The sequence below is a fragment of the Algoriphagus sp. genome, assembly GCF_024642405.1.
Lineage (GTDB): Bacteria > Bacteroidota > Bacteroidia > Cytophagales > Cyclobacteriaceae > Algoriphagus.
This window is the reverse complement of sequence record NZ_JAHEBC010000029.1, coordinates 1-24,923: the sequence shown is the minus strand read 5'-3', so window position 1 is coordinate 24,923 and position 24,923 is coordinate 1. Positions and strand designations below refer to the sequence as shown.

The following is a 24,923-nucleotide window of genomic DNA, read 5'->3' as shown; positions in this document are numbered from 1 at the left end:
CAAATAATCCCATCTTTTAAAAAACTGATAAAAATCTTGTTTATTTTTCTTTAGATTCATTCCAAATAGTTCTATTTTTGCCGTATGGGATATTACCCAAATAGACCTATGCATATTACTGCTGATACAATGACCGCTTCGAGATCTGCCATAATAAGGGAGATCATCTCTTCACCACTCAAAATCAATTTGATGGAACTAGGATTTTTACCTGGAAAAACCATCACCCTAAATCATGCTGCCCCAATGGGAGGTCCAATGGCTTTCTTGATGGATGAAACCCTTTTGGCTCTCAGAAAATCTGAAGCTGCCTTGATTGAGGTTCAATTGCTATAAACTTTCATGTCAGAGTCTACCATTCGATCTACCATTCGAACGCCAAAAATAGCCCTAATCGGTAATCCGAACGTTGGAAAATCTACGATTTTCAATCAACTAACTGGTTTGAATCAAAAAATCGGAAATTATCCTGGGGTTACGGTCGATAAAAAGACCGGGTGGATGAATTTTGAAGGAGAAACTTTTGAGATTTTAGACCTACCGGGCACTTACAGTCTTTATCCAAATTCTGAAGATGAAATCATTGCCCATCGAGTATTAAACCATATTGACAAGGAAAAAAGACCTGATTTTGTATTGATGGTCATTGACTCTTGTCAACTTTCTAGAGGATTATTTTTAGCAACTCAACTTATCGATTTAGGGATTAGGCTAGCCATAATTTTAAATATGGCTGATTTAGCAGCAAAGAAAAATATTGAAATCCGGAACTATGAAATTTATAAATCTCTTGGTGTTCCTATCTTAAGCACGGACGCCAGAGGGATCAAGGGATTAGAGCAGATAAAATCACTTATTCATGAAAAGAATTTCAGTGTAGAATCATCTTATTTAGACATTTCAGAGGTTATTCCACAAAGTTTAATAAAGCCAATTAGAGAAAAATTCGGACTTAGGAATGATTACAGAGCTTATCAAATGCTGCGTTTTGGTCCCAAAGATAGATCTATTAATCCTGAAGATAGACTGTGGATTCAAACTCTTATCACCTCTCAAAACTTTGATTTAGAAAGTGCACAACTAGAAGAAACCACCTTGAGGTATAGAAAAATCACCTCTTTAGTAGAATCTTGTGTGGTCAAAAAAGAAGTAAAAAAATCCGCTTCTGTTTTAGATAATGTTTTCCTTCACCCTGTTTGGGGCTATGTGATTTTTATAGGAATCCTACTACTGATTTTTCAAACGATTTTCACTTGGGCCTCCGTTCCAATGGATCTTATTGACGGCTTATTTGCAGAAATAAGTGGCTGGGTTAATGATATTCTACCCCCTGGACCATTAACAAGCTTGATTTCAGAAGGAATTGTTCCTGGGGTTGGTGGAGTAGTAATTTTCATCCCTCAAATCGCTCTTTTATTCGGATTCCTTGCCATTTTGGAAGATACCGGATACATGTCGCGCGTTGTTTTTCTTATGGACAGATGGATGCGGCCTTTTGGCCTCCATGGGAAAAGTATTGTACCATTGGTTTCAGGTGTTGCATGTGCTATTCCAGGAGTTATGGCTGCTCGAAATATTGGCAACTGGAAAGAGAAAATCATAACGATTCTTGTAACTCCACTAATGAGTTGTTCTGCAAGGCTTCCCGTTTATGTGATCCTGATTGGTTTAGTTGTTCCAAATGAAAATTTTGGGTTTGTAAACCTCCAAGCAATTACTCTACTGGGACTCTATGTTCTAGGTATATTGGGAGTTTTATTTACTGCTTTACTTTTGAAATTCATTCTTAAATCAGAAGAAAAAAGCTTTTTGATGGTAGAATTGCCTACCTATAGAACCCCAAGATGGAAAGATGTTGTATTAACCATGTACAATAAATCCAAGACTTTTGTAATGGAAGCAGGTAAAGTAATCCTTGCCATTTCAGTCGTATTATGGGTTTTGGCAAGTTATGGACCTCCTTCAAGAATGGATGAGATAAGACAAGCTGGTGAAGAAAAGTTAGCTCGAGCCACAGAAGATCAATATGAGTCTATTCAGGCAGAAACATCATCACTGCTCTTAGAAAACTCTTTCATAGGAATTATGGGAAGAGGAATTGAGCCTGTTATCAAGCCACTTGGTTATGACTGGAAAATAGGAATAGCATTGATCACTTCCTTTGCCGCAAGGGAGGTCTTTGTTTCTACGATTGCGACAATATATAGTATAGGAGCTGATGTGGAAGACGAATTGACTATTAGACAAAAGCTAGATCAGCAAGTCAATCCGACAACCGGTGAAAAGGTTTTCAATAAAGCTACCGCATTTTCTTTAATGGTATTTTATGTATTTGCGATGCAATGTATGAGTACAGTTGCAGTTGTTTACAGAGAAACAAAAGGATGGAAATGGCCGTTAATTCAAACGGTATACATGACTGCATTAGCTTACTTTGCTGCTCTTTTGACTTATAATATATTTTCTTGATTATGGTACAAGGCATTTTAGTTGGACTTATCGTTTTAGCAGCATTAGCTTTCTTGGGTAAAAAATTCTTTGGAAAAACCAAGACTGAGCCAGGTTGCGATAAGTGTGCAAAAAACTAATCATTAGGTTTCTTAGCCTTAATTCTAAGATTTTTTGATACTTTTAAATTCATGGGCAAAGTAGCCAACCAGAGTATTCAAACCACCATTTTTTCTTACTTAGGTGTTGTCATAGGGTATGTCAATGTCCTTTGGCTTTATCCTTATGCATTAGATGCATCTCAATTAGGAACTTTCAGAACGATACAGGATTTAGGGTTACTTTTTGTCCCCTTCGCACAATTAGGAGTTGGGCATGGAATCACACGCTTTTTCCCTCAAATTAAATCCAACCAATCAGCTTTCCTGAGTTATGGTATAGTCCTTTCACTTGCTGGTTTTGCTGTAGTCAGCGCAATATTCTTAGGCTTCAAGACTGAAATCATTGATTTATTTGTAGTTAATTCACCGGAAGTAATTGACTTTTTTGGGATAGTTTTATTGATCACCTTATTCGCTCTTCTAAGTAGTATTTTAGATGCTTATAGTCGCTCCTTTTTAAAAATAGCTGTCCCTACTTTAATTCGAGAAGTATTTTTACGCTTACTCACTGGTATTCTAGTAGGATCCTACTTGTTAAAATGGATCTCTTTCTCCCAAGTGATGAATGGTTTGGTGATAGTATATGGTTTTGCTTTGATGGGGGTTTTGATTTATTTGTTTTGGTTGGGTGTTTTGAAATTAGATTTCCGTTGGAATACCTTTCCAAAGGGTTTCCGGACTTCTTTTATACAGTTTAGTCTAATTACTTTTTTGGCTACAGCGGCTTCGACTTTAATTATGAAAATAGACAGCATTATGGTTAGTTCCATGATCAGTCTTGAAGCAAATGCCATTTACACCATTGCTTTTAGTATGGCAATGGTGATTGAATTGCCCAGAAGAGCAATTTCTCAAGTTGTAATGCCGGTGATAGCCGAGCACTTTGCAAAAAATAATTACGCGGAAATCAATAAATTATACATACAGGTTTCTAATCGTCAACTCTATGTCTGTTTACTTTTATTTATTGGGATCTGGGCAAATCTAGATTCCCTGTATTTCTTCATTCCTAATCGGGAAATCTATGAAGCGGGCAAGCTTGTGGTTATCCTTATTGGATTAGGAAAACTGTTTGATGTAGTCTTCTCTGTAAACAGTGAGATCTTGGTATTTTCAAAGCATTTCCGATTTAATCTTATTGCTACAATCGGAATGAGTGTATTAATAATTGGCTTGAATTACCTATTAATACCAATTTATGGAATAGAGGGAGCAGCTATGGCTTCAGTGGCAGTGATGTTTTTATTTAATCTGGTAAAATACCTATTTCTAAAAATCAAATTAGGGTTTGATCCTTTTTCAAAAGAAACTTTAAAAATACTTTTTGTGGGTTCCCTGTCTTTTAGCCCTACTTTAGTGGGTTCATTTACCCTTTCTCCAATTCCCAATATAATTATAACGAGTTTATGGATTCTTGGATTTTATTGGTTTTGGTCAAGATTGCTAAATGTAGGAAACGAAGAATGGGAATGGGTGAAAAACAAACTAAAAAAGTCCGGATCTTAGAGTGTTACAAACCTCCTAGTAGACAAGATTTGAGCTGCCTTGAAACCGCAAACTTCCACTGTTATCCTGACTCTTTCGAGACGAGGTCCCGCAGATGCGGGATGAGGCCTGTTTTTGGAGAGGGCTTCACTCGGTGATTTTGTTAATTGTGAAGTTTGAACATGTCGACGACCCGGACCTTGACAAATATACGGTTAAATTATGGGGAGGTTGAAATGAATCTGATTTTATTCAGAAACAATTGACGAATGGTATTTTTTTTCCTCAATATTTTTCCAATTTTAAATAACAAAAATTCAAAAAATCATTGATCTCAAAACACACCTAAAAACCTTTTAAAATAAGAAAAATTAAAATATTCAAAATATTATTTTATTAATTCTCTGAATATTCTTTTGAATCCAATTAAATTTGCATTCTCAAACCCTTTGAAGCATTATGTACCTGATTAAAAAGCTGATAGTCTGTCTTGATCAAAGCCCACTGGATCAAACCCTAGTCCAATACGCAGAATTTATTGCAAAAGTCAATCAGACTAAAAAAATATATTTTGTTAACGTCATAAAAAATTTAACTGTACCAAAAGAGGTATTAGAGGAATTCCCAAATCTCGTTGAAAATATGATCAATGAAAGAAAGGAATCCATGGAAGCTATTGTCAAGGAAAACTTTAAAAACACAAAAGGTATTTCATTTAGCTTTGTCGTAAAAGAAGGGTCTTTATCCAAGAAAATTTTAAAGCTTTCTGAGGAAAAATCAGCTGATATGATTTTAATTGGGAGGAAAGTTAAGCTATCTGGTACCGGAGTGGCTTCTTTAAGATTGGCGAGAAGAGCAAGTTGCTCCTTGTTGATTGTTCCAGAAGGCACAACTCCCAAATTGACAAAACTCCTAGTACCGAGCGATTTTTCTGAATATTCAAAAGATGCTTTGGAAGAAGCTATTATGATTGCTGAAAAGCATGGTAAAAATAATTTAGAAATCGTTTGTCAAAATGTCTTTTCAGTTCCCTCTGGCTATCATTTTACCGGAAAAACCTATGAAGAATTTACGCAGATAATGCAGCTTCATGCTGAAATTAATTATAAAAAATTCATCAGGAAAATAGACACAAAAGGAATTAAAATCACACCAATCTATACAAAAGATGATGATGACGATCCCGTAGAAGAGATTGTTTCAAAAGCTGTAGAAATTGGAGCTGACGGAATCATAATTGGAGCAAAAGGAAGAACAGCAGCTACGGCATTATTTATTGGTAGTATGGCCGAAAGGTTAATCCAATATAATGATAGCTTACCGCTGCTAGTAACGAGACCAAAAGGGAAAAACGCAGGTATTCTCGATTATATTTTAGAAATCTAAATTCTTTTCTTCTAGGTTTAAACCTTCTGTTTTCCAAAAAATAAATCTAAACTGAAGGTTTTTTTATGTTTAAATTGATTTTTTTCTCTGAACTAAACCTCAACGGTTTTTTTTAGTCTAAAACTTAATGATGAATAATAGGGATCAGGAAATTTTACATTTAATCAAAAATCCCGTTAGCAGGGAAATGGGTTTCCGGCAATTAATCCAAACTTATCAGAAAAAAGTATACCATGTTATTAGAAGAATGGTTTTGATTCATGAAGATGCTGACGATTTAACCCAAAACACGTTTATCAAAGCCTATCACCATATAGACAAATTTCAAGAGCAGTCAAGTTTATTCACCTGGCTTTATAGAATAGCCACCAATGAAACTCTCTCATTTTTAGAAAAGAGGAAGAAGCGTTTTTTCTTTTCTATTGATGATTATCAAGAGAAACTTGAGTCCTATCTGAGTCAACCAGGACATTTTGACGGAGATCAAATTCAACTAAAATTACAAAAGGCTCTACTCTTGCTTCCTGAAAAACAGAGACTCGTATTTCAGTTAAAAAATCAGGAAGATTTAAGTTATGAACAAATCTCTGAAATCACAGGAACTAGCGTAGGGGCTTTAAAAGCAAGCTTTCATCATGCAGTTAAAAAAATTCAACATAGCATTTTAGAGGAATAAACCATTGTACTAAAAATCAGTCTAACCTATAGCATGAATAAAATACCGAAAATAAAAGATCTGAAGTCACCTGAGGGTTACTTCGAAAAGTTACCTGAGCAGATCATTTATAAAATCCATAGAAAACAAAGTTATCCTTGGATTAAATGGGTTGCTTCTATCATCGTGTTCCTAGGGATTGGAATTTGGCAACTAAACAATTTCGATTCCACATCAGAAGAACTAATGATGGATCAGCAAATTGACCTTTACATCGACAGTCAATATTGGTCTGCAGAAGATGTACTAAGCATGTCAGATAACCCTGAAGAAATTTTAAATGAAATTATTCAGGATGAAAACCCATTTATAGAAGATGGCAATATTGAACAAGAAGAAATCTGGTTTTAAGAAATGAAAAAATACATCCTTTCCATAATATTCACCCTTATTCTTGGAGCAGTCTATGCTCAGAGAGGTGGAGAAAGATATGATCCCGAAAAGTTAAAGGCAGCAAAAGTAGCCTACATAACGACACGCTTAGATCTAAATTCAAGTCAAGCTGAAAAATTTTGGCCCATTTACAATGAATTTAGTGATAGTAGAGAGATTATGATACGCGAAATGGCAGAATTAAATAATCGGAGAGATCAACAATTATCCGAAGAAGAAGCAAGAGTGAGGATTGCTAAAAAATTCGAAATTCAGCAAAAGCTCATAATTGAAGAAAAGTCATTTGTGGATAAAGTTTCAAAAGTCATTTCATACAATCAGATATTCCTTCTCAATGGATTATCCCGGGATTTTGCTAGGCATATCTATCAAAGGGAAAGAAAAGATCTTCCATAAAAATGCCCCCAATAAATTTATAACTTATTGGGGGCGCATCAAAAGCCAGTTTTTTTTATTTTTCCTTTTTCAAAAGATCTCTAATTTCTTCTAGAAGAACTTCGGATTTAGGCGGTGCTGGTGGTGGAGCAGGAGCAGCTTCTTCTTTCTTTTTCATGTTATTAATAGTTTTAACAGCAAGAAAGATTACAAAAGCTATGATAGTAAAATCAACCACATTTTGTATAAATGAACCATAATTCAAAGTCACGGCAGCTGTAACAACTTCACCAGCATCATCCACAACTGCTTCTTTTAAAACAACTGCTAATTTCTTAAAGTCCATCCCACCTAACAATATTCCGATTGGAGGCATAACTATGTCATTGACAAAGGAAGAAACAATCTTTCCAAATGCCCCACCAATGATTACTGCGACAGCAAGGTCGACGACATTGCCTTTGATAGCAAATTCTTTAAATTCTTTAAGCATTCCCATATAGAAAAGGTTAGTGGTTGATAATTAATTTGAATATTTCAATAATTTCTTTCACAAACAAGAGTTAAGAAAAATACTCTCCATTTTTTCTCATTATTAGTTGGCCTTACATTCTATTTCTTTAGAAAATTAGGGAACCTTCCGCCAAAATTTTTAATTAACATTGCAGCATTGAAATTCGAGATATGAAACCACCTATAGCAGTAAAAAAGCCAAAAGTTTTAGAAATACACGGACATAAACGTATTGACAATTATTTCTGGATGCGAGAAAGGGAAAACCCTGAAGTAATTAATTATTTAAATCAAGAGAACGCTTATCTCAAAGATCAATTAAAACATACTGAGGAATTTCAGTCTTTTCTTTTTGAAGAAATAAAAGGTAGAATCAAGGAAGATGATCAAAGCGTACCATATTTTAAATCTGGCTTTTTCTGGTATGCACGGTATGAAAAGGGAGCTGAATATCCTATTTATTGCCGTAAAAAGGATTCATTGGATAATCCTGAGGAGATTATATTGAATGTCAATATATTGGCAGAAGGAAAAAGTTATTTTCAGGTTGGAGGAACCTCCAGCTCACCAAATCAGAATCTATTGGCTTTTGCAGCTGACGAAGTCGGCAGAAGAATTTACACAATCTATTTTAAAGACTTGGTATCTGGCCAAATATTATCGGAGTCTATCCCAAATGTAACTGGAAACTTAGCTTGGGCTTCAGACAATAAGACCATTTTTTATTCCAAGCAAGATCCAGAAACGCTTAGGTCAAACAGAATCTACAAACATATACTGGGGTCTTCAATCGAAAATGATGAGTTGGTTTTTGAAGAATCAGATGAAGAATTCTCTTGTCATGTGGTAAGCACTAAATCAGAAGAATATCTATTCATTCATTCTGAAAGCACCATTTCTTCAGAAATCAGGTTCTTAAAATCAGATAAGCCTGAGGCCGAATTTCAACTTCTCCAAAAGCGAATCCCCTATTTAGAATATGCAGCAGATCATTATGGGAAATATTTTTGGATTCGCACAAACGAAAATGCCCAAAACTTCAAAGTCGTAAAGGCACCAATCTCCTCCCCTTCTAAAAATAATTGGGAAGATGTAATCCCTCATAGAGAAAGTGTTTTACTTGAAGATTTTGATTTATTCTCAAGTTACTTAGTCACTCAAGAAAGAAGTAATGGATTGGTTCAAATATTAATTAAACCTTGGGACGGTTCTGAGGGGCATCAATTGGAATTTGATGATGAGACTTATACAGCATGGATAAGCACAAACCCTGAATTTAACACTGAAATTTTAAGGTTTGGATACAACTCCCTAGTTTCTCCTTCCAGCATATTTGATTACCATATGTCTTTAAAGACAAAAATACTTCTTAAACAGCAGGAGGTGGTTGGTGGCTACGATCAAAATCTTTACCAATCTGCGAGAGTTTGGGCTAAAGCAAAGGATGGAGTGATGGTACCAATTTCTTTGGTTTACAAGGAAGAACTATTTAACCCGGATGGCAAAAACCCCCTCCTTTTATATGCATATGGATCTTACGGATTTAGCATGGAAGCATATTTCTCCTCTAGTCGATTGAGCCTATTAGATAGAGGTTTTGTATTTGCGATAGCACATATTAGAGGAGGTGAAGACTTGGGAAGACATTGGTACGAGGATGGTAAAATGCTAAAAAAGAAAAACACTTTTTCTGATTTTATAGCTTGTGCTGAACATCTGATTGACGAAAAATACACCTCTACTCCTCATTTGTATGCAATGGGCGGAAGTGCTGGAGGCCTATTAATGGGAGCCGTCATGAATATGAGACCTGATCTTTTCAATGGAATAATTTCAAGTGTACCATTTGTAGATGTAGTTTCTACTATGCTGGATGAAAGTATCCCTTTGACGACAGGAGAATTTCAGGAGTGGGGTAATCCAAAAGATAAAGAGTTTTACGAATACATGCTTTCTTATTCTCCTTATGATAATATTGAGGAAAAAGCATACCCAAATTTGTTGGTAACTTCCGGGTTACATGACAGTCAAGTTCAATATTGGGAACCAACGAAGTGGGTAGCTAAGCTTCGAGAATTAAAAACTGATCAGAACCTTTTACTTCTTCACACTAATATGGAGGCTGGACACGGAGGAGCTTCAGGAAGATTTAATGCTCTTAAAGAATTGGCAATGGAGTACACATTTTTATTTCATCTTGAAAAAATCGTTCCTAAAATTCAAAAAAAAGAATTTCAAAAGTAAACAGCCCTATTATATAAATTCACGTTTAATTAATTTATCCAAAGCTATAAAAAAGGATTTTTTTCTAACTTTGGCTTCAAACCTATTATATCCTATACATGAAAATTGCTCTCATTGCCCATGATGGAAAGAAAGCCGACATGGTGCATTTTTTAAGCAGGTTCCGGGAAATCCTCGAAAAAGCGGATGTAAATCTCGTAGCCACAGGTACTACAGGCTCACATATTGAAAAATCTGGTTTTGAAGTAGAAAAATTATTATCGGGACCTTTAGGGGGAGATGCTCAAATTGCTGCTATGGCTGCCCAAAAGGAACTTGATATGGTAATATTCTTTAGAGACCCTTTGGATAAACACCCTCATGAGCCTGACGTACAAATGTTGATGAGAATCTGTGACGTTCATAATATTCCATTAGCCACAAATCCTGCTTCTGCAGAATTAATGTTCAAAAGCCTATAATAAACCTTAAATGGAACCTAAGACTATAAAAAAAATTGGTGTGTTAACCTCAGGAGGAGATTCTCCTGGAATGAACGCCGCTATAAGAGCCGCAGTAAGAGCTGGGTTTTATTATAATTTGGAAATGTATGGTATTTACCGTGGTTATGAAGGACTCATCCAAAATGATATCAAGAAACTCGATTCCAAAAATATCACCCATGTTTTAGAAAGAGGTGGTACCTTCTTAAAGTCGGCAAGAAGTGCAGAATTTAGAACTCCCGAAGGAAGGAGTAAAGCTTATGAAAATATAAAAGCACATGGAATAGATGCACTGGTAGTAATTGGAGGAGACGGTTCCTTAACAGGTGCGCACTTATTCTTTCAAGAATTTGGCATCCCATCGATTGGATTGCCTGGTACAATAGACAATGATTTGTCTGGAACTGACTCTACTATTGGATTTGATACGGCTTGTAACACTGCGATTGAGGCAATCGATAAAATTAGAGATACAGCTACTTCCCATGACAGATTATTTTTCGTGGAAGTTATGGGAAGAGATGCGGGATTTATCGCAATAAACGCAGGAATTGGAAGCGCTGCTGCGGCAATTTTAATCCCTGAAAAGAAGATGCCAATTGATCAGTTGGTAGATAAATTAAAAATCCGATCCAAGGCAAAAAAATCCTCCAATATTGTGATTGTAGCAGAAGGTGGAAAAAGTGGTGGAGCAGGAGAAATTGCTGAAAAGGTTAAAAAATTCCTTCCTTCTTACGACATCAAAGTCACCATTCTGGGACATTTACAAAGAGGAGGAGCTCCTTCCTCATTTGATAGGTTGTTAGCTTCAAAACTTGGTGTGGCTGCTGTGGAAGGTCTGCTTCAAGGCAAATATGATGTGATGGCAGGGTTAATAAACAATAAAGTAGTTTATACCCCAATCAAAAAAGCAATTATTGATGATAAATCAGTAGATGAAGAAGATTTCAGAATTGCCAAGATCTTATCAACCTAATTAAAAAAAGGGCTCCAACGAGCCCTTAATTATTTTTCCAAGAAAATAGAAGAATTTTTCCCTAAGCTCACTTTATCCTTCGAAAGATCTACATCACCTAGTTGGTAGTAAGATTTTTCAAAACCTGAAGGTAAATCTATTTCAACATTAGAATCTCCAATGTTATGGATTATAAACAATTCCTGTTGATTTGAATTTCTTTGATATGCCATGATGGCCTTAGGATAAGATTCTTTAGCTAACTCCAAAGTACCAATTGCCAAAGCAGGACTGGAATTTCTTAGATGAATCACTTGCTTGTAATGATTGAAATAACTAGTGGGGTCTTTTTGTTGAAGTGCTAAAGGAGTAACGGTTTTGTCTGTAGAATAAACCGGTTTAATCCAGGTCGCTCTTCCTTTATCTTTTGATTGGACATCCCAAAGAAATGGTTCTCTTATTTGTTCATCAGGCTTTAATCCAAGCATTCCGATTTCCTCACCATAATAAATATATGGTGCGCCAGGCATACTCATCAGAATAGCTATGGCTTGTTTGTATTTTTCAGAGTCAGAATTTAATTCATTCAAAAGTCTAGGTTGATCATGATTGGATGAAATAGTGGCATCAATAAAGTCAGGAGTAATGCTGTTATAATAATCTAAAACTGCTTTTTCCTTATTCACTAATAACATCCCATCTTGCTTATTGAGAGATTCAATTAAGGTATAGTGAAAGTCGAAATTGAATAAAGCGGGTAAACCCGGAAGAAATGGAGCTACCACTTCTTTTTTATCATAAACTTCTCCAACCAAATAGACATCGGGTTTAATTTTGGTCATTTCAGCTCTAAAATCTTTCCAAAATTCATGATTATCTTCAGCCCTATCATCTGGATAAATATGCTTAGCAGCATCAAGCCTAAATCCATCTACTCCAATCTCTTCCAACCAAAATCTCCCTATATCATAGATTTCTTGCCTTAGTTTAGGGTTATCAAAATTCAAATCTGGCATTCCGCCAATAAAAAAACCATAATAAAAGTCTTCCCCTATCCCAGGGTCATGCCATTGGGTAATATTATCCGAATCTAGCGTAATTACTTTCTTCTCTATAAAATCCGCTATGGTGTCCTTTTGCGCCCAAACATAATAATCCCGATAAGGATTATCCCTCCCCTTTTTAGATTCTTTAAACCAGGGATGCTCGCTACTACTGTGGTTAATAATCAAATCAATGATAATTTTTATATCCCTTTGATGAGCCTCATCTAAAAGCTTTTTAAAATCATCCATCGTTCCATAGTCTGGATGGATAGCTTTATAATCAGTCACATCATATTTGTGGTAGCTCGGAGAAGGCATAATGGGCATAAACCATATTGCATTGGCGCCCAACTCTGAAACATAATCTAATTTTTCTGTGACCCCATTTAAATCTCCTATTCCATCTCCATCTGAATCATAAAATGATTGGACGAAAATCTCATAAGTAACACCAGCTTTTGGCCAATAATTTTTTTCCAAATTAGATGGCTTTTGATCACATGATGATACGATAGCTAATCCCATGAGTAGGGAGATTTTTTTGAGTTTTAACATTTGAATTAGAGTAAAAGTAAAAAGTCACTTTTGATCAAAGTGACTTTTTTTGAGTTTGCTAGAATTAATTTCTATTAACAGCATTTAGCATATCGAAAGCCAACTCAAGTCTTTTAACGAAGTTTTCCTCGCCTTTACGTAACCAATTTCTTGGATCGTAATACTTCTTGTTTGGACTATCTGCTCCATCAGGATTTCCCAATTGAGTCTGAAGATATGCCTCATTCTTTTTATAATTATTTAAAATACCTTCCCAGAATGCCCATTGCATATCTGTATCGATATTCATTTTGATAGAACCGTAGCTATTGGCTTCTCTGATTTCTTCAACAGTTGAACCCGAACCACCATGAAACACAAAATTCAATGGCTTGCCAGTTGATCCGTACTTTTTGTTAATGAAATCCTGGGAATTCTTAAGAATTATAGGTTTCAAACTAACGTTTCCTGGTTTATACACCCCATGAACATTCCCAAAAGCGGCTGCGACTGTGAATAAATCACCAATTTTTTTCAGGTGTTCATACGCATAGGCTACTTCCTCAGGCTGGGTATAAAGTTTAGAGGAGTCTATATCAGTATTATCTACTCCATCTTCTTCTCCTCCAGTTACCCCCAGTTCTATTTCAATAGCCATATCCAATTTTTCAAATTCCTTGAAATACTGACATGAAATCTCCACATTTTCCTCAAGAGGTTCTTCTGAGAGATCAAGCATATGTGAACTATATAAAGGCTTCTTATGAGTTGCATAATATGCTTTACCAGCCTCTAAAAGGCCATCTATCCAAGGCAATAACTTCTTGGCAGCATGATCAGTATGTAAAATTACCGGCACACCATAAGCTTCAGCCATCAAATGAACGTGATGTGCACCAGAAATCCCACCAGCTATACTTGCTTGTTGTTTATCATTAGCCAAGGACTTTCCTGCGAAAAATTGAGCCCCACCATTAGAAAATTGAATGATTACTGGGGAGTTTACTTTTTTTGCTGTTTCCATCACAGCATTTACAGAATTTGTATTGATGACATTGACTGCAGGCATCGCAAACTCATTCTCTTTTGCGTAAGCATAGAGATCTCTAAGCTCCTCACCGTATTTTACTCCAGGTTTAAATTTCATAGGTAAATTAGATTTGATTAATTCTTAATGAAACGCTTAAACAGCGCTCTTTTTGTATCGAATGCTTCAAAGATATAAATCCCTGCCTGAAAATCCCTTACATCTAATTCTAAAATTTCTTGCCCGGATTGAGAAACTCCTTCCATTAAAACTCTACCAGTCATATCAATAATTCGATATTTTGCCCCTGACATTTCAAAAGGAAATCTTATTTTCACTTGTCCTTCCGTGTGAACAGGATAGATTTTTAAATCCTCAAAAAGTATAGTTTCTTAAGTTTTTTCAACCAGGTTTCATTATTGGAAAAAAAGCAACCGAATTGCTTTTAGATATGATTGAAAAGAAAATAGAGCCTGATCAAATTAACTCACCCATCATCTTAAAAACTGAGTTAATCCCTAGAAAATCGTCTTAAAGACTTCAATGAATAAAAAATTTATTTTTTTTATTTTTTGTTGCAAGCGTTTAAATAGGCCTTCTTTTTCAATTAAGACGTCAACTTATTCAAAAAGCAGTTAATAAGTTGTAATCTATTGATTGAGTTCGATTTCAACTATTCAATTTCGTTCCTATTTTAGCATTTCTCCTCCCTATTTTAGGAGGCAAAATTCATGACAGAAATCCAAAAAAACGCAAACAACTCTGCCCGATTCAAAGCGATGGGATCCGTAAGTTCTTGGAAAGAAACTACATCAGGGTTTTTAGGAAAAACAGAATCCGGGAATTTTCAAGTGACTGTTTTTCAATCTGGAGTTATAAGGATTCAAGCAAGCCCTTTTGATAGTTTTGATCCCAATTTATATTCTATTTGTTCCAATCCTGAAAAGACAGAATATTCCTTAGAGGAAAAATTCGGGAATATTGAACTAACGACTTCAAAGATTAAATTGAAGTTGAATCTTAAAAATTTCAATATTTCTTTTTTCGACCTAAATGATAAATTAATTAACGCAGATGACACTTTTGGGACTTCATGGATTGGTTCGGAAGTAACTTGTTATAAGCAAGTTCAAAAAAACGAAAAATTTATAGGCTTAGGAGAAAAAACAGGTAACCTAAATAGATCTGGAAAAACCTATGTCAATTGGAATACTGATTATTTTGGATACGGAGTCGAAGATGATCCTTTGTATATGAGTTTTCCTTTTTACATCGGCGTCCATGATCAAGGGGCTTACGGGATTTATTTTGACAATACACATAAATCAATTTTTAATTTTGGTGCATCCACGGATCGATTTATGTATTTCAGCGCTGAAGATGGAGATATGGATTATTATTTTATTCATGAGTCCTCGGTTTCTGAAATAATTTCTACTTATACCTCTTTGACAGGGAGAATGAAAATGCCTCCAAAATGGGCCTTGGGATTTCAACAGTGCAGATATTCATATTATCCAGACAAAGAAGTAGTAAGTCTGGCTAATACTTTTCGGGATAAAAATATCCCCGCGGATGTTATCTATTTGGATATCCACCATATGGAAAAATACAAGGTCTTCACTTTTGATGGCGTGAATTTTCCTGATCCAAAAAGTATGATATCAAAGCTCAAGCAATTGGGGTTTCGGGTAGTCGTGATTTTAGACCCAGGTATTAAAAAAGAAGAAGGCTACATTCCTTATGACGAAAGCCAACAAAACGGTTTGTTCGTAAAGTACCCAGATGGTCAGAATTACATAGCTCAGGTATGGCCGGGATGGTGTGGGTTCCCTGATTTCACAAAACCAGAAACCAGAAAGTGGTGGGCTGAGAAAATGGAATTTTATACTGAAGCGGGTGTTGACGGATTCTGGACAGATATGAATGAACCAGCATCTTGGGGCCAATTTACTCCTAATTTAATAGAGTTTGATATGGATGGAAGTCCATCCTCTCACCGAAAATCAAGGAACATCTATGGGATGCAAATGGCAAGGGCGACTCAAGAAGGTTCAATATTGCAGAATCCTAAAGAAAGGCCTTTTGTATTAACAAGGTCAGGCTTTGCAGGAATTCAGCGCTACGCTGCAGCTTGGACAGGGGATAACCAAGCAAGTGATGAACATATGCTCGCAGGTATTCGATTAGTTAATAGTTTAGGATTGACTGGCGTTTCTTTTGCGGGTTATGATGTTGGAGGTTTTGCAGGAGAAGCAAGCAAAGGTCTTTTCGCGAGATGGATGAGTATTGGTGCATTTGCCCCATTTTTTAGAGCTCATTCCATGATAAACAGTAAAGATGCGGAGCCTTGGGCATTTGGGGAGGAAGTTGAAGAGATATCAAGAAACTACATAAATTTGAGGTATCAACTGATCCCAACTATCTATTGCAAATTTAAAGAGTCTTCGGAAAGTGGTCTACCCTTATCGGCAAGTTTGGCGATTGATTATAGTAACGATCCAAAAATCTATCAATCAGCATTTCAAAACGAATATATCTTTTGCGATACTTTTTTGATTGCGCCAGTGGAAAGTCATAAGGAAATCACCAAAGTTTATTTACCTCAAGGAAATTGGTATTATTTGTATTCAGATAAATTTTTTAACGGAAATCAAATAATTTTCCAGGATTGCCCATTGAGTTATTTACCTGTATATGTGAAGGCTGGAAGCATTTTTACCATGCAATCTGAAGGTTCAAATACTGGTCAAAAGAACGATGGTATACTTAGAGTTCATTTATATGCGGGAGCTGATGGAAAATTTAACCATTATGAAGATGACGGATTATCTTGGGATTTTAAAAACGGCGAATTTCATGAGAGACTTTTGAATTTTAATTCCAATAAACAAGAATTCATTATCAATCATGCTGAAGGAAATTACGAAAGTGAATATTCAAAAGTCAAAATTTACTTTCATGGTTTTGATAACCAAGAAGTTAAATTAAACGGATCAACCAAAAAGCTGAATTATGAGAATTTCTCTTTCTTGAATAAACTCACAGAATTTGATCCACTTCCAGAATCGGAACATCCATTTTTTGAGTTAGAATTATTACCCTATTTAGAAATAGAATACACAAACAAGGAGATAATTATCAGTGATTTAAATTGAAATTAACAAGAAGGTATATTTACTAATAACCCCAAATGACCCTTATAAAAAAAGAATTAAGTTTCTGGCAAATCTGGAATATGAGTTTTGGATTTTTAGGAATCCAATTTGGTTTTGCACTTCAAGGAGGGTTCATGTCTAGAATCTTTCAAACACTGGGAGCCGACAAGGATACGATCCCCTTTTTGTGGATAGCTGCTCCCCTTACTGGTCTTTTGGTGCAGCCAATAGTTGGCTATTTAAGTGATCATACTTGGTCACCAAGATTTGGAAGAAGAAAACCATTCTTCTTTATTGGGGCAGTATTAAGTACCATCGCTTTATTTTTAGCCCCCTATTCTTCGGCTCTTTGGATGGCTGCAGGTGCACTATGGATCTTAGATGCTTCCATAAATATTAGTATGGAGCCGTTCAGGGCATTGGTTGCAGATAAACTTCCTTATTCTCAAAGATCTTACGGTTTTGTAGTCCAAACATTAATTATTGGGATAGGGACTTGGGTAGCCTCCAACTTGCCTTGGATTATGACTAAAATCGGAGTACCAAATACTGCTGCACCTGGGGTAATTCCTGACTCTGTAAAATATGCTTTTGCTGTAGGTGCCTTGGTATTATTCTGTTCGATTTTATACACCATTCTTACTACTGATGAATATCCGCCGGAAGATTTGGATAAATTCAAATCGGAGAAAAACAAAGGATTTCTTCAAGGCTCAAAAGAAATCTTTTCCAATATTTCTGGCATGCCAAAAGTAATGAAGCAGTTAGGCGTAGTCCAATTTTTTTCATGGTTTGCATTCTTCACGATGTGGAGTTTTGCAACACCGGCTATAACAGAGCATGTCTTTAGAGTGACTGATACGAGCAGTGCGGCATACAATAATGCTGCGGATAATGTCGGAAACTATTTAGGGACTTATGGGCTTGTCTCCATGATTTATGCTTTGATTCTGGCTTTTTTTACGAGTAAATATAAGATCAACCGAAAGCTTCTCCACCTTTTCAGTTTAGTAGCAGGTGGGTTTGGTTTTATCTCAATTTATTTTATTAGTGAGCCTTGGATGCTTCATCTAAGCTTTACTCTGGTGGGGATAGCTTGGGCCAGTATTTTATCAATGCCTTATGCAATGCTATCGAGTTCTGTTGATCCAAAGAAAATGGGAGTTTTCATGGGTATCTTCAACATGTTTATAGTTATTCCACAAATTGTAGCGGCTTTGGGAGGAGTGAATTTTCTTTATAAGGCGATTTTTGGAGAAGATGTGATTAATACCATGCTTCTTGCTGGCTTATTATTGATTTTAGCTGGGTTAAGCAACCTTATGATAAAGGATAAAAGTGTTACACATGATTAATGTTTTATTGATCACTTTAAAAAGTGGCTATCATTTTATATTCTTTTGATCATTTTTGTAAAATGAAAACACTTCGCGTCACTGGAGTACCAGAGCATTTTAATCTTCCTTGGAAAAAGGTCATAGCTAAACAACCCTTTATTTCACGGGGTTTAAAATTAGAGTGGATTGAAGAATCTAGGGGATCTGGTCAAATGAATCTGGCTATTCGGAATGACGAAACAGATATAGCTTTGATATTGACAGAAAGTTTTCTTCAGGATTTCGAAAATGGATCGCCATCCAAAATGATCGGTTTTCAAGTACTTTCACCCTTGGTTTGGGGAATCCACATATATGGTAAAAGCTTAATTAATAGCATTTCTCAAATTAAAAAACCCTTGTTCCTAGTAAGTAGAATCGGATCTGGTTCTCAATTGATGTCCTATGTTCTTGCAAAAAGAGAAAATTGGAACAAAGCCAATTTAAATTTTGAAATAGTTGGTAATCTTCAAGGAGCACTTGGGAAAATGACAGCTGATAAATCCGAACTTTTTCTTTGGGAAAAATTCACTACGAAGCCTTGGGTTGATTCAGGAGAATTCAAAAGAATTGGAGAGGTACCAAGTCCCTGGCCATGTTTCGTAATGGTTGCTTCACAAAAAGCTCTAAATAGATTCGAAGAGCTAATTTTAGAGTTACGTGATTTGGTATATCAGGAATCGCAAAATCTTCAGACTTCCAATTCTACAGCCGAAGAAATCTCTACTCATTATAACTTAAAACTAGAAGATGTAAAACTCTGGCTGGCTCAAACCCAATGGGCAGTAAATGGAGAAATATCTGTTTCTGGCCTAAAAAAAGCAATGAATGAAATGGTCGACTTGGGTATTTTAAAAAGTGAACTAAGATTGGAAGAATTCCTTATTTCTGAGGGTATTCACCTCATCAGTTAAATCTTTTTCGGGAATTGTTACGCAAATTTTAGTGCCTTTTCCTATCGTACTTTCAATGAAAATCTCTCCTCCGTTCATTCGAATAAATTCTTTACAAAGCTGAAGTCCTAGCCCTGACCCTTTTTCCATATCTGTTCCTTGTTGTGAATTTGTTATGGCATAATCGATTCCCAATATCTCCTTGATCTGATCTTTGGTCATTCCAATTCCATGATCTAAAACACACCATTTTACGAAATGATTTTGATTGGATACTGAAATCTCAATTTTTTCATTTCTCTTTGAAAACTTTACTGCATTATTCAAAATATTCCTGATTACAACCTCCATCAAATCTGAATCTGCATAGACTTTGACCTTTTCAGGCATACTATTCAAAATAGAAATATTCTTCTCAATCAATTGGGAATCAATAAGAGTAATCGTAGAATCAACAATTTTTGAAAGGTTTAAAGTATTCTTTTTTATCCTAAACCCTTCCATTTGAGACATTGACCATTTCAAAGTATTGTTTAAGGTAAAATAAACCGTATCAATATCTTTATTTAAGATTTTGACTAATTGGTCAAATTCGTCTCTGGAAAGCATGCCTTTCACCAATAAGTCTACTACAGACTTCACTTGGCCAACTGGGCCTTTCAAATCATGTCCTAAGATCGAAAACAGTTTGTTTTTAGTTTCATTTATTTTTGTTAATTGAATTGATTTAGCCTCAAACTCCTTATTCTGATCTTTAATCAAAGCCTTCTGCTGAAGAAGGTATTTATTGTATCTTTTAATATTCCTATTTAAAAAATAAAGCCATACTAGGAGACTTAGGATCAATACGATTGCTATTCCTAATATCCAATTGTTTCGTCGATTCAATTTTATCCTTTGGGCTTGATTTTCATTTTGTGCCTTCAAAAGATCCAATTCAGACTTATCTAAGTTTTCTTGAAACATCCCTTGAAGAAGAGCTATCCTATCTGTATTTCCTTTATCAACTAAAGAATCATTTAAAATCAAATATGTTTTTTGTTGATCAAAGGCATTTATTAGATCCCCTTTTGCTTCGTAGACTTGGGACAAATACTTATGGCTTTTTGCGAGCTCATCAAGAAATTTATTCTCTTCAGATACTTTAACTCCTTCTTTTAGGATCTTCTCTGCTTCATCTAGTTTTCCTAGTTTTAAATAAGTGGCACCTAATCTATGAATTACGCTAGCTTCTGTACTCTTTACTTTTTGGGTCCTAGAGTCCTCTAAAGAGGATTGGAATATGATAGCAGCACTGTCATATTGACCTCGATTAAAATACACATCCCCTACGACCCTGTTTGCAAAAGCTGTTAAGTAAGGAGAACCTGATTTTTTGTTCAATTGGATTGAATAATTGGCATAATAAAGAGCTGAATCATATTCTTTCATTTGACTGAAATTGAATGCCACATTATTCAAACTTCTAATCTCAGTGTAAAGATCCCCTTCTTCCTTACTAAAAGCATAGGCTTTTTTGAAATGCTCAATGGCTAAAGCGAAATTATTCTGTTCATAATAAAGTGCCCCCATACTATTCAAAAGCCTAGCAGCAACAATATTATCTTTTGACTGGATAGCAAGTTCATAAGCATCCGCAGTATATTCGAAGGACTTTAACCATTTCCCCCTTCTATAGAAAATCCAACCGATATTTTCTTTTGCTAAACTTTCTCCGGCTATATCTTGAAGTGAATGTGCAAGCAATTCAGCCTGTAAAGCATAACTCAAGGCTAATTCTTGCTCGGACTCTCTTAAATTAGTAGCCAATAAATTTAAAATATCGATTCGATTTGGCCCTTCTGCATCAGATAGTGCAGATTTAAGACTGTCCACGTTTTCTACGGACTGAGATTTTGACTCATGGAACCATGAGAAAATTAAAAATACAACCAGTATGTGTCTAATTCTTTTCACACCAAAAATTTTCAATTCCAAAAAACGACAAAATATTTTAAAGACGAAAAAAAACTAAATCCAGTTTATGAAATAGTTATTTAACTGTCTAAAAACCCGAATTAATAAATGACCTAAATAAAAAATTTGAGATTTTATTATTCAATTTACAAATTATCCCAATCCCAATCTTTATTTATTTGACTGATTGCATGATGAGCAGTTAAATCATATTGACAAGGGACAATCGAAATATAATTATTTGCAATAGCCCATTCATCATTGTCTTCCCCCTTATCGAAATTCACAAAATTACCCGCCATCCAAAAGTATTTCCTACCATTGGGGTCCATTCTTTCATCAAATTCCTCCTGCCATTTCGCTTCAGCCTGACGACAAATTTTTATTCCCTTTATAGATTCGTTTCTTTTTGGAGGAAAGTTTACGTTTAATGCAATTCCTTTTGCAATCCCATTTTCTAAAACTTGTTTTGCTATTTTCTCAACCCATTCTTCTACATGGGAAAAATCAGCATGAGATGAGTAATCGCACAAAGAAAAACCTATTGAAGGCAATCCCTCAAGAGCTCCTTCTATGGCAGCAGACATAGTTCCTGAATATAAAACTGAAATCGAAGTATTGGATCCATGATTTATACCACTGACTACCAAGTCTGGCGTCCTATCTTTTAAAACATGGTGTTTGGCTAATTTTACGCAATCAGCAGGTGTACCACTTGATTTGAAAGCTTTGACATCTTCAAAAATATCTTCTTCAGATAGCCTTAATGTTTCTCCTATCGTAATGGCATGGCCCATTCCAGATTGAGGACTGTCTGGCGCAACTACCACAACTTCTCCCAATTTTTTCATTGCAGAAACTAGAATCCTAATTCCTTTTGAAGTGATCCCGTCATCATTTGAAACGAGAATAAGTGGTTTGGGCATTAGTTTTTGTTCAATTCGTTATAATAGGCGGTGATTCTTAATAGATCACCCCGTTTGTCATGCTCCAATCTGTTTTTTCTCATAAACAAATCTATTTCCTGATCATGACCCGTCAAATAATCAAATAAGTCTTTTTTCTTTAGACTATATTTTTGGATTTTTCCATCTTTAAAAAAGAAATAATTAAAAGCTAAACGGTAACCTATCATAGTTTGGGGACCCCAAAATGGATTCATTCCCATAGCTCCATAAGACCCCATACTTCTTGAATCTGTGGCAATATATTCTCTACAAAGTAGCGCAATATCATTCCCTTGTGTTAAAACTTCAAAAAAGATAGGTGTTTCATAATCACCATTTAAACTAAACGGTAGACTGTAAAACGTTCTAACACCACCGAAGATTTCATCATAAATTTCAAAATTAGAAACATTTGATGCGGTAAAGGTAATGATACTTTCACTTTTAAGCTGAACCAAATTATTTTCCAGATCATACTTTATTAATCCAGAAAAATTTTGACCATCACTCCCATAGATATTTCCTTTATGCCAAATCTGAGATGGGAATTGTTCCTGTGCCCAGACTGAAACAAGGCCCAAGAAAATTAAGCTTAAAGTGAATATTGCTTTTTTCATGGTTTTCGTCATGTCTTATTTAACGTAAATCCGTATCCCAAGTTAGAATTACTTTCTTATCAATAATTAATTTAACAACATTTTACTTCAAAATATTGTGGCCCATCTTGTCTCTTTTTGTTTGAAGATATCGCTCATTATGAGGATTAGGTTTGATTTCTATGGGCACTTGTTCTACTATCTCAAGACCGTAGCCAATTAAACCTACCCGTTTTTGCGGATTGTTTGATATTAATTTGATTTTGCTAACCCCTAAATCACGAAGAATCTGGGCACCAACTCCATAATCTCTGCTATCCATAGGCAAACCCAAAGCCAAGTTTGCCTGAATAGTATCCATCCCTTGATCTTGAAGCTTATAGGCTTTCAATTTATTGAGAAGGCCAATACCTCTCCCTTCTTGATTCATATACAAAACCACTCCTTTCCCTTCTTTCTCCACCATATCCATAGCTGCATGTAATTGAGGGCCACAATCACATCTACAAGAGCCGAATATATCTCCTGTTACACATGAAGAATGAACTCTTACCAAAATTGATTCTTCTGGGGACCAAGTGCCCTTGATCAGTGCCATATGGATTTCATCCGTGTTAGTCTGTTTGAATGCTATTAAGTCAAAATCACCGAATTCAGTAGGCATTTCAACACCAATCTCTCTTTTGATCAATGATTCATTCTTCAATCTGTATGCGATCAAATCCTTAATTGAAACAAGTTTCAGATTGAATTTTTCAGCTACTTTAAAAAGGTCATTCAACCTCGCCATAGTACCATCCTCATTCATGATTTCTACCAAAACTCCTGCCGGAGATAATCCGGCCAATCTTGAAAAATCAATAGCTGCCTCCGTATGACCAGCTCTTCTTAATACACCTCCACGCTTAGCTTTTAAGGGAAAAATGTGTCCTGGCTTTCCTAATTCACTTGGATCAATACTGTCATCAACCAAAGCCTTAATTGTTTTAGCTCTGTCAGAAGCTGATATTCCAGTCGTACAACCATGTCCAATCAGATCCACAGAGACAGTAAATGGCGTTTCATATACAGCTGTATTCTGCCCTACCATCATATCCAAACCTAGTTGATCGCAACGATCCTCGATTAGAGGAGCACATATCAAACCTCTTCCATGCGTTGCCATGAAATTTACAATTTCAGGAGTAATCATTTCAGCAGCACAAATGAAGTCACCTTCATTTTCTCTGTCCTCATCATCTACCACGATGATCACTTCGCCATTCTTTATTGCTTCTATAGCATCTTCAATGGTATCTAACTGATAATTTTCCACAGGATTTGGGGTTGAATTCTTTTTAGAATTGCAAATTTACACGGTTTCCTTACAAAACACTTTGAGACCAAAGAAAGTTTGGTTTATCCAATTACTATCCCAAGTTCTTTATCAATTTCTAACTGTACTTTCTTTAACTCAAAGTAAATCATTTGTAATTCCTCAATTTTAGAATCGATTTCTTTTTCACTTTCTGCAGATTTAATTTTTTGCTTGGCTTCCTCCATCATCTTTTGAACAACTCTTCGTTTTAACCTTAATATACTTTTAAAGCCCGTTATAGAGAGATTATCTGCTTCAGTATTGATGAATATCTGGAATTTTTCATGCCAGTGAGTGGAAACTTCATGTCTTGGAGTAACCAAGTCGATAATTTCCTGTCTCATTTCCTCATCCTTTTGTCTTATAAAAAATTCTACAGTTGGAACTTCACCCCTTCTCAGTATTTGCCTGTAGGTGAGTAATATTTTTTCATAAACTGGAGTTTCAAACTTAAGTTCTTCAGTTTCCGAAAGTAAATAATCGCAAAGATGTAAATCTTCCTGATCCAGCATTTCCCATCCATAATTCATCAGGAGCCTAATCATTTCCCTTTCTTGAACTTTTAAAATATCAGAAAAGGATATTTTGTCTTCGGTAGGAAGAAATTCTTCAAATCCAGCCTCCTGTTCAAAATTTTCCTGCTGTTTATTATAATGATCTCTTTGAGTTTTAATCAAAGATTTGTTCAGCTCGGTATGGATAATATCCTCCTCTACTTCTAATAATGAGCCTGCTTCTTTCGCATAAACAGACCGAATGATTGGATCGGGAATCTTTCCAATAGATTGGATAACCTCTCGAATAACTTCAGCTTTTCGAATCGGATTTTTTGAAAACTCTTCTTTAAAAAGCCCAATCTTGAAACCTATAAAGTCT

The 24,923-nt window shown here is 35.5% G+C and carries 21 protein-coding genes and 1 pseudogene; 13 read left to right on the top strand and 9 right to left on the bottom strand.

All coding sequences use genetic code 11. From position 1 onward, the window contains the following. Window positions 1-108 precede the first annotated feature (108 nt). The 7 genes from Q0L68_RS04175 to Q0L68_RS04145 all read left to right on the top strand — a co-directional run bounded on the left by Q0L68_RS04175 (window position 109) and on the right by Q0L68_RS04145 (window position 6,984). Entirely contained in the window at window positions 109-336 is a 228-nt protein-coding gene (locus Q0L68_RS04175) for a FeoA family protein (protein ID WP_296699756.1), read from the top strand. Between the two features lie 6 nt (window positions 337-342). After that, on the top strand, window positions 343-2,469 hold the full coding sequence (gene feoB / locus Q0L68_RS04170; protein ID WP_296699753.1) for a ferrous iron transport protein B: 2,127 nt from the start codon (window positions 343-345) through the stop codon (window positions 2,467-2,469). Window positions 2,470-2,639: 170 nt separating this feature from the next. Beyond that, window positions 2,640-4,115, top strand: a complete 1,476-nt coding sequence (locus tag Q0L68_RS04165) for a polysaccharide biosynthesis C-terminal domain-containing protein (RefSeq protein WP_296699751.1) — start codon at window positions 2,640-2,642, stop codon at window positions 4,113-4,115. Between the two features lie 438 nt (window positions 4,116-4,553). Continuing rightward, a complete protein-coding gene (locus tag Q0L68_RS04160; RefSeq protein ID WP_296699748.1) occupies window positions 4,554-5,480 on the top strand; it encodes a universal stress protein in 927 nt (308 codons plus the stop codon). A 127-nt stretch (window positions 5,481-5,607) separates the two neighbouring features. Continuing rightward, on the top strand, window positions 5,608-6,156 hold the full coding sequence (locus Q0L68_RS04155; protein WP_296699747.1) for a sigma-70 family RNA polymerase sigma factor: 549 nt from the start codon (window positions 5,608-5,610) through the stop codon (window positions 6,154-6,156). Between the two features lie 33 nt (window positions 6,157-6,189). Continuing rightward, the gene (locus Q0L68_RS04150; protein WP_296699745.1) at window positions 6,190-6,546 is read left to right on the top strand and encodes a hypothetical protein; all 357 of its coding nucleotides are present in this window, start codon (window positions 6,190-6,192) and stop codon (window positions 6,544-6,546) included. Between the two features lie 3 nt (window positions 6,547-6,549). Beyond that, window positions 6,550-6,984: a hypothetical protein gene (locus Q0L68_RS04145; protein WP_296699741.1), complete on the top strand. Its 435-nt coding sequence runs from the start codon at window positions 6,550-6,552 to the stop codon at window positions 6,982-6,984. Window positions 6,985-7,039: 55 nt separating this feature from the next. Here Q0L68_RS04145 and mscL read toward each other — a convergent pair whose 3' ends face one another. After that, on the bottom strand, window positions 7,040-7,462 hold the full coding sequence (gene mscL, locus Q0L68_RS04140) for a large-conductance mechanosensitive channel protein MscL (protein WP_296699738.1): 423 nt from the start codon (window positions 7,460-7,462) through the stop codon (window positions 7,040-7,042). 185 nt (window positions 7,463-7,647) lie between these two features. Between mscL and Q0L68_RS04135 the strand changes: the two genes are divergently transcribed. The 3 genes from Q0L68_RS04135 to pfkA all read left to right on the top strand — a co-directional run bounded on the left by Q0L68_RS04135 (window position 7,648) and on the right by pfkA (window position 11,178). Continuing rightward, complete coding sequence (locus tag Q0L68_RS04135) at window positions 7,648-9,720, top strand: S9 family peptidase (RefSeq protein ID WP_296699734.1); 2,073 nt, start codon at window positions 7,648-7,650, stop codon at window positions 9,718-9,720. A 98-nt stretch (window positions 9,721-9,818) separates the two neighbouring features. Further along, window positions 9,819-10,181, top strand: a complete 363-nt coding sequence (locus Q0L68_RS04130) for a methylglyoxal synthase (RefSeq protein ID WP_296699731.1) — start codon at window positions 9,819-9,821, stop codon at window positions 10,179-10,181. A 10-nt stretch (window positions 10,182-10,191) separates the two neighbouring features. After that, window positions 10,192-11,178, top strand: a complete 987-nt coding sequence (gene pfkA, locus Q0L68_RS04125; RefSeq protein ID WP_296699728.1) for a 6-phosphofructokinase — start codon at window positions 10,192-10,194, stop codon at window positions 11,176-11,178. A gap of 29 nt (window positions 11,179-11,207) precedes the next feature. Here the strand turns inward: pfkA and Q0L68_RS04120 are convergent, their stop codons facing one another. The 3 genes from Q0L68_RS04120 to Q0L68_RS04110 all read right to left on the bottom strand — a co-directional run bounded on the left by Q0L68_RS04120 (window position 11,208) and on the right by Q0L68_RS04110 (window position 14,129). Then, entirely contained in the window at window positions 11,208-12,728 is a 1,521-nt protein-coding gene (locus tag Q0L68_RS04120; RefSeq protein WP_296699724.1) for an alpha-amylase family glycosyl hydrolase, read from the bottom strand. 94 nt (window positions 12,729-12,822) lie between these two features. Beyond that, window positions 12,823-13,884 (bottom strand): class II fructose-bisphosphate aldolase, encoded by a 1,062-nt coding sequence (gene fbaA, locus Q0L68_RS04115; RefSeq protein WP_296699721.1) that lies wholly within the window; start codon window positions 13,882-13,884, stop codon window positions 12,823-12,825. A gap of 17 nt (window positions 13,885-13,901) precedes the next feature. After that, complete coding sequence (locus tag Q0L68_RS04110) at window positions 13,902-14,129, bottom strand: T9SS type A sorting domain-containing protein (RefSeq protein ID WP_296699758.1); 228 nt, start codon at window positions 14,127-14,129, stop codon at window positions 13,902-13,904. Between the two features lie 366 nt (window positions 14,130-14,495). Between Q0L68_RS04110 and Q0L68_RS04105 the strand changes: the two genes are divergently transcribed. The 3 genes from Q0L68_RS04105 (at window position 14,496) to Q0L68_RS04095 (ending at window position 19,212) form a co-directional block, all read left to right on the top strand. Beyond that, on the top strand, window positions 14,496-16,922 hold the full coding sequence (locus Q0L68_RS04105) for a glycoside hydrolase family 31 protein (RefSeq protein ID WP_296699718.1): 2,427 nt from the start codon (window positions 14,496-14,498) through the stop codon (window positions 16,920-16,922). A 35-nt stretch (window positions 16,923-16,957) separates the two neighbouring features. Beyond that, on the top strand, window positions 16,958-18,277 hold the full coding sequence (locus tag Q0L68_RS04100) for an MFS transporter (RefSeq protein ID WP_296699715.1): 1,320 nt from the start codon (window positions 16,958-16,960) through the stop codon (window positions 18,275-18,277). 62 nt (window positions 18,278-18,339) lie between these two features. After that, a complete protein-coding gene (locus tag Q0L68_RS04095; RefSeq protein ID WP_296699712.1) occupies window positions 18,340-19,212 on the top strand; it encodes an ABC transporter substrate-binding protein in 873 nt (290 codons plus the stop codon). Here Q0L68_RS04095 and Q0L68_RS04090 read toward each other — a convergent pair. The 5 genes and pseudogenes from Q0L68_RS04090 to Q0L68_RS04070 all read right to left on the bottom strand — a co-directional run. Then, a complete protein-coding gene (locus Q0L68_RS04090; RefSeq protein ID WP_296699708.1) occupies window positions 19,162-21,147 on the bottom strand; it encodes a tetratricopeptide repeat-containing sensor histidine kinase in 1,986 nt (661 codons plus the stop codon). The genes Q0L68_RS04095 and Q0L68_RS04090 overlap by 51 nt on opposite strands. A 146-nt stretch (window positions 21,148-21,293) precedes the next feature. After that, entirely contained in the window at window positions 21,294-22,073 is a 780-nt protein-coding gene (gene surE / locus Q0L68_RS04085) for a 5'/3'-nucleotidase SurE (protein WP_296699706.1), read from the bottom strand. Beyond that, entirely contained in the window at window positions 22,073-22,711 is a 639-nt protein-coding gene (locus Q0L68_RS04080; RefSeq protein WP_296699704.1) for a hypothetical protein, read from the bottom strand. The genes surE and Q0L68_RS04080 overlap by 1 nt, the downstream gene beginning before the upstream one ends. 82 nt (window positions 22,712-22,793) lie before the next feature. Next, the gene (locus Q0L68_RS04075) at window positions 22,794-24,005 is read right to left on the bottom strand and encodes a bifunctional 3,4-dihydroxy-2-butanone-4-phosphate synthase/GTP cyclohydrolase II (protein ID WP_296699701.1); all 1,212 of its coding nucleotides are present in this window, start codon (window positions 24,003-24,005) and stop codon (window positions 22,794-22,796) included. An 83-nt stretch (window positions 24,006-24,088) separates the two neighbouring features. Further along, window positions 24,089-24,923: pseudogene (locus Q0L68_RS04070) on the bottom strand (DNA primase); the annotation flags it as partial.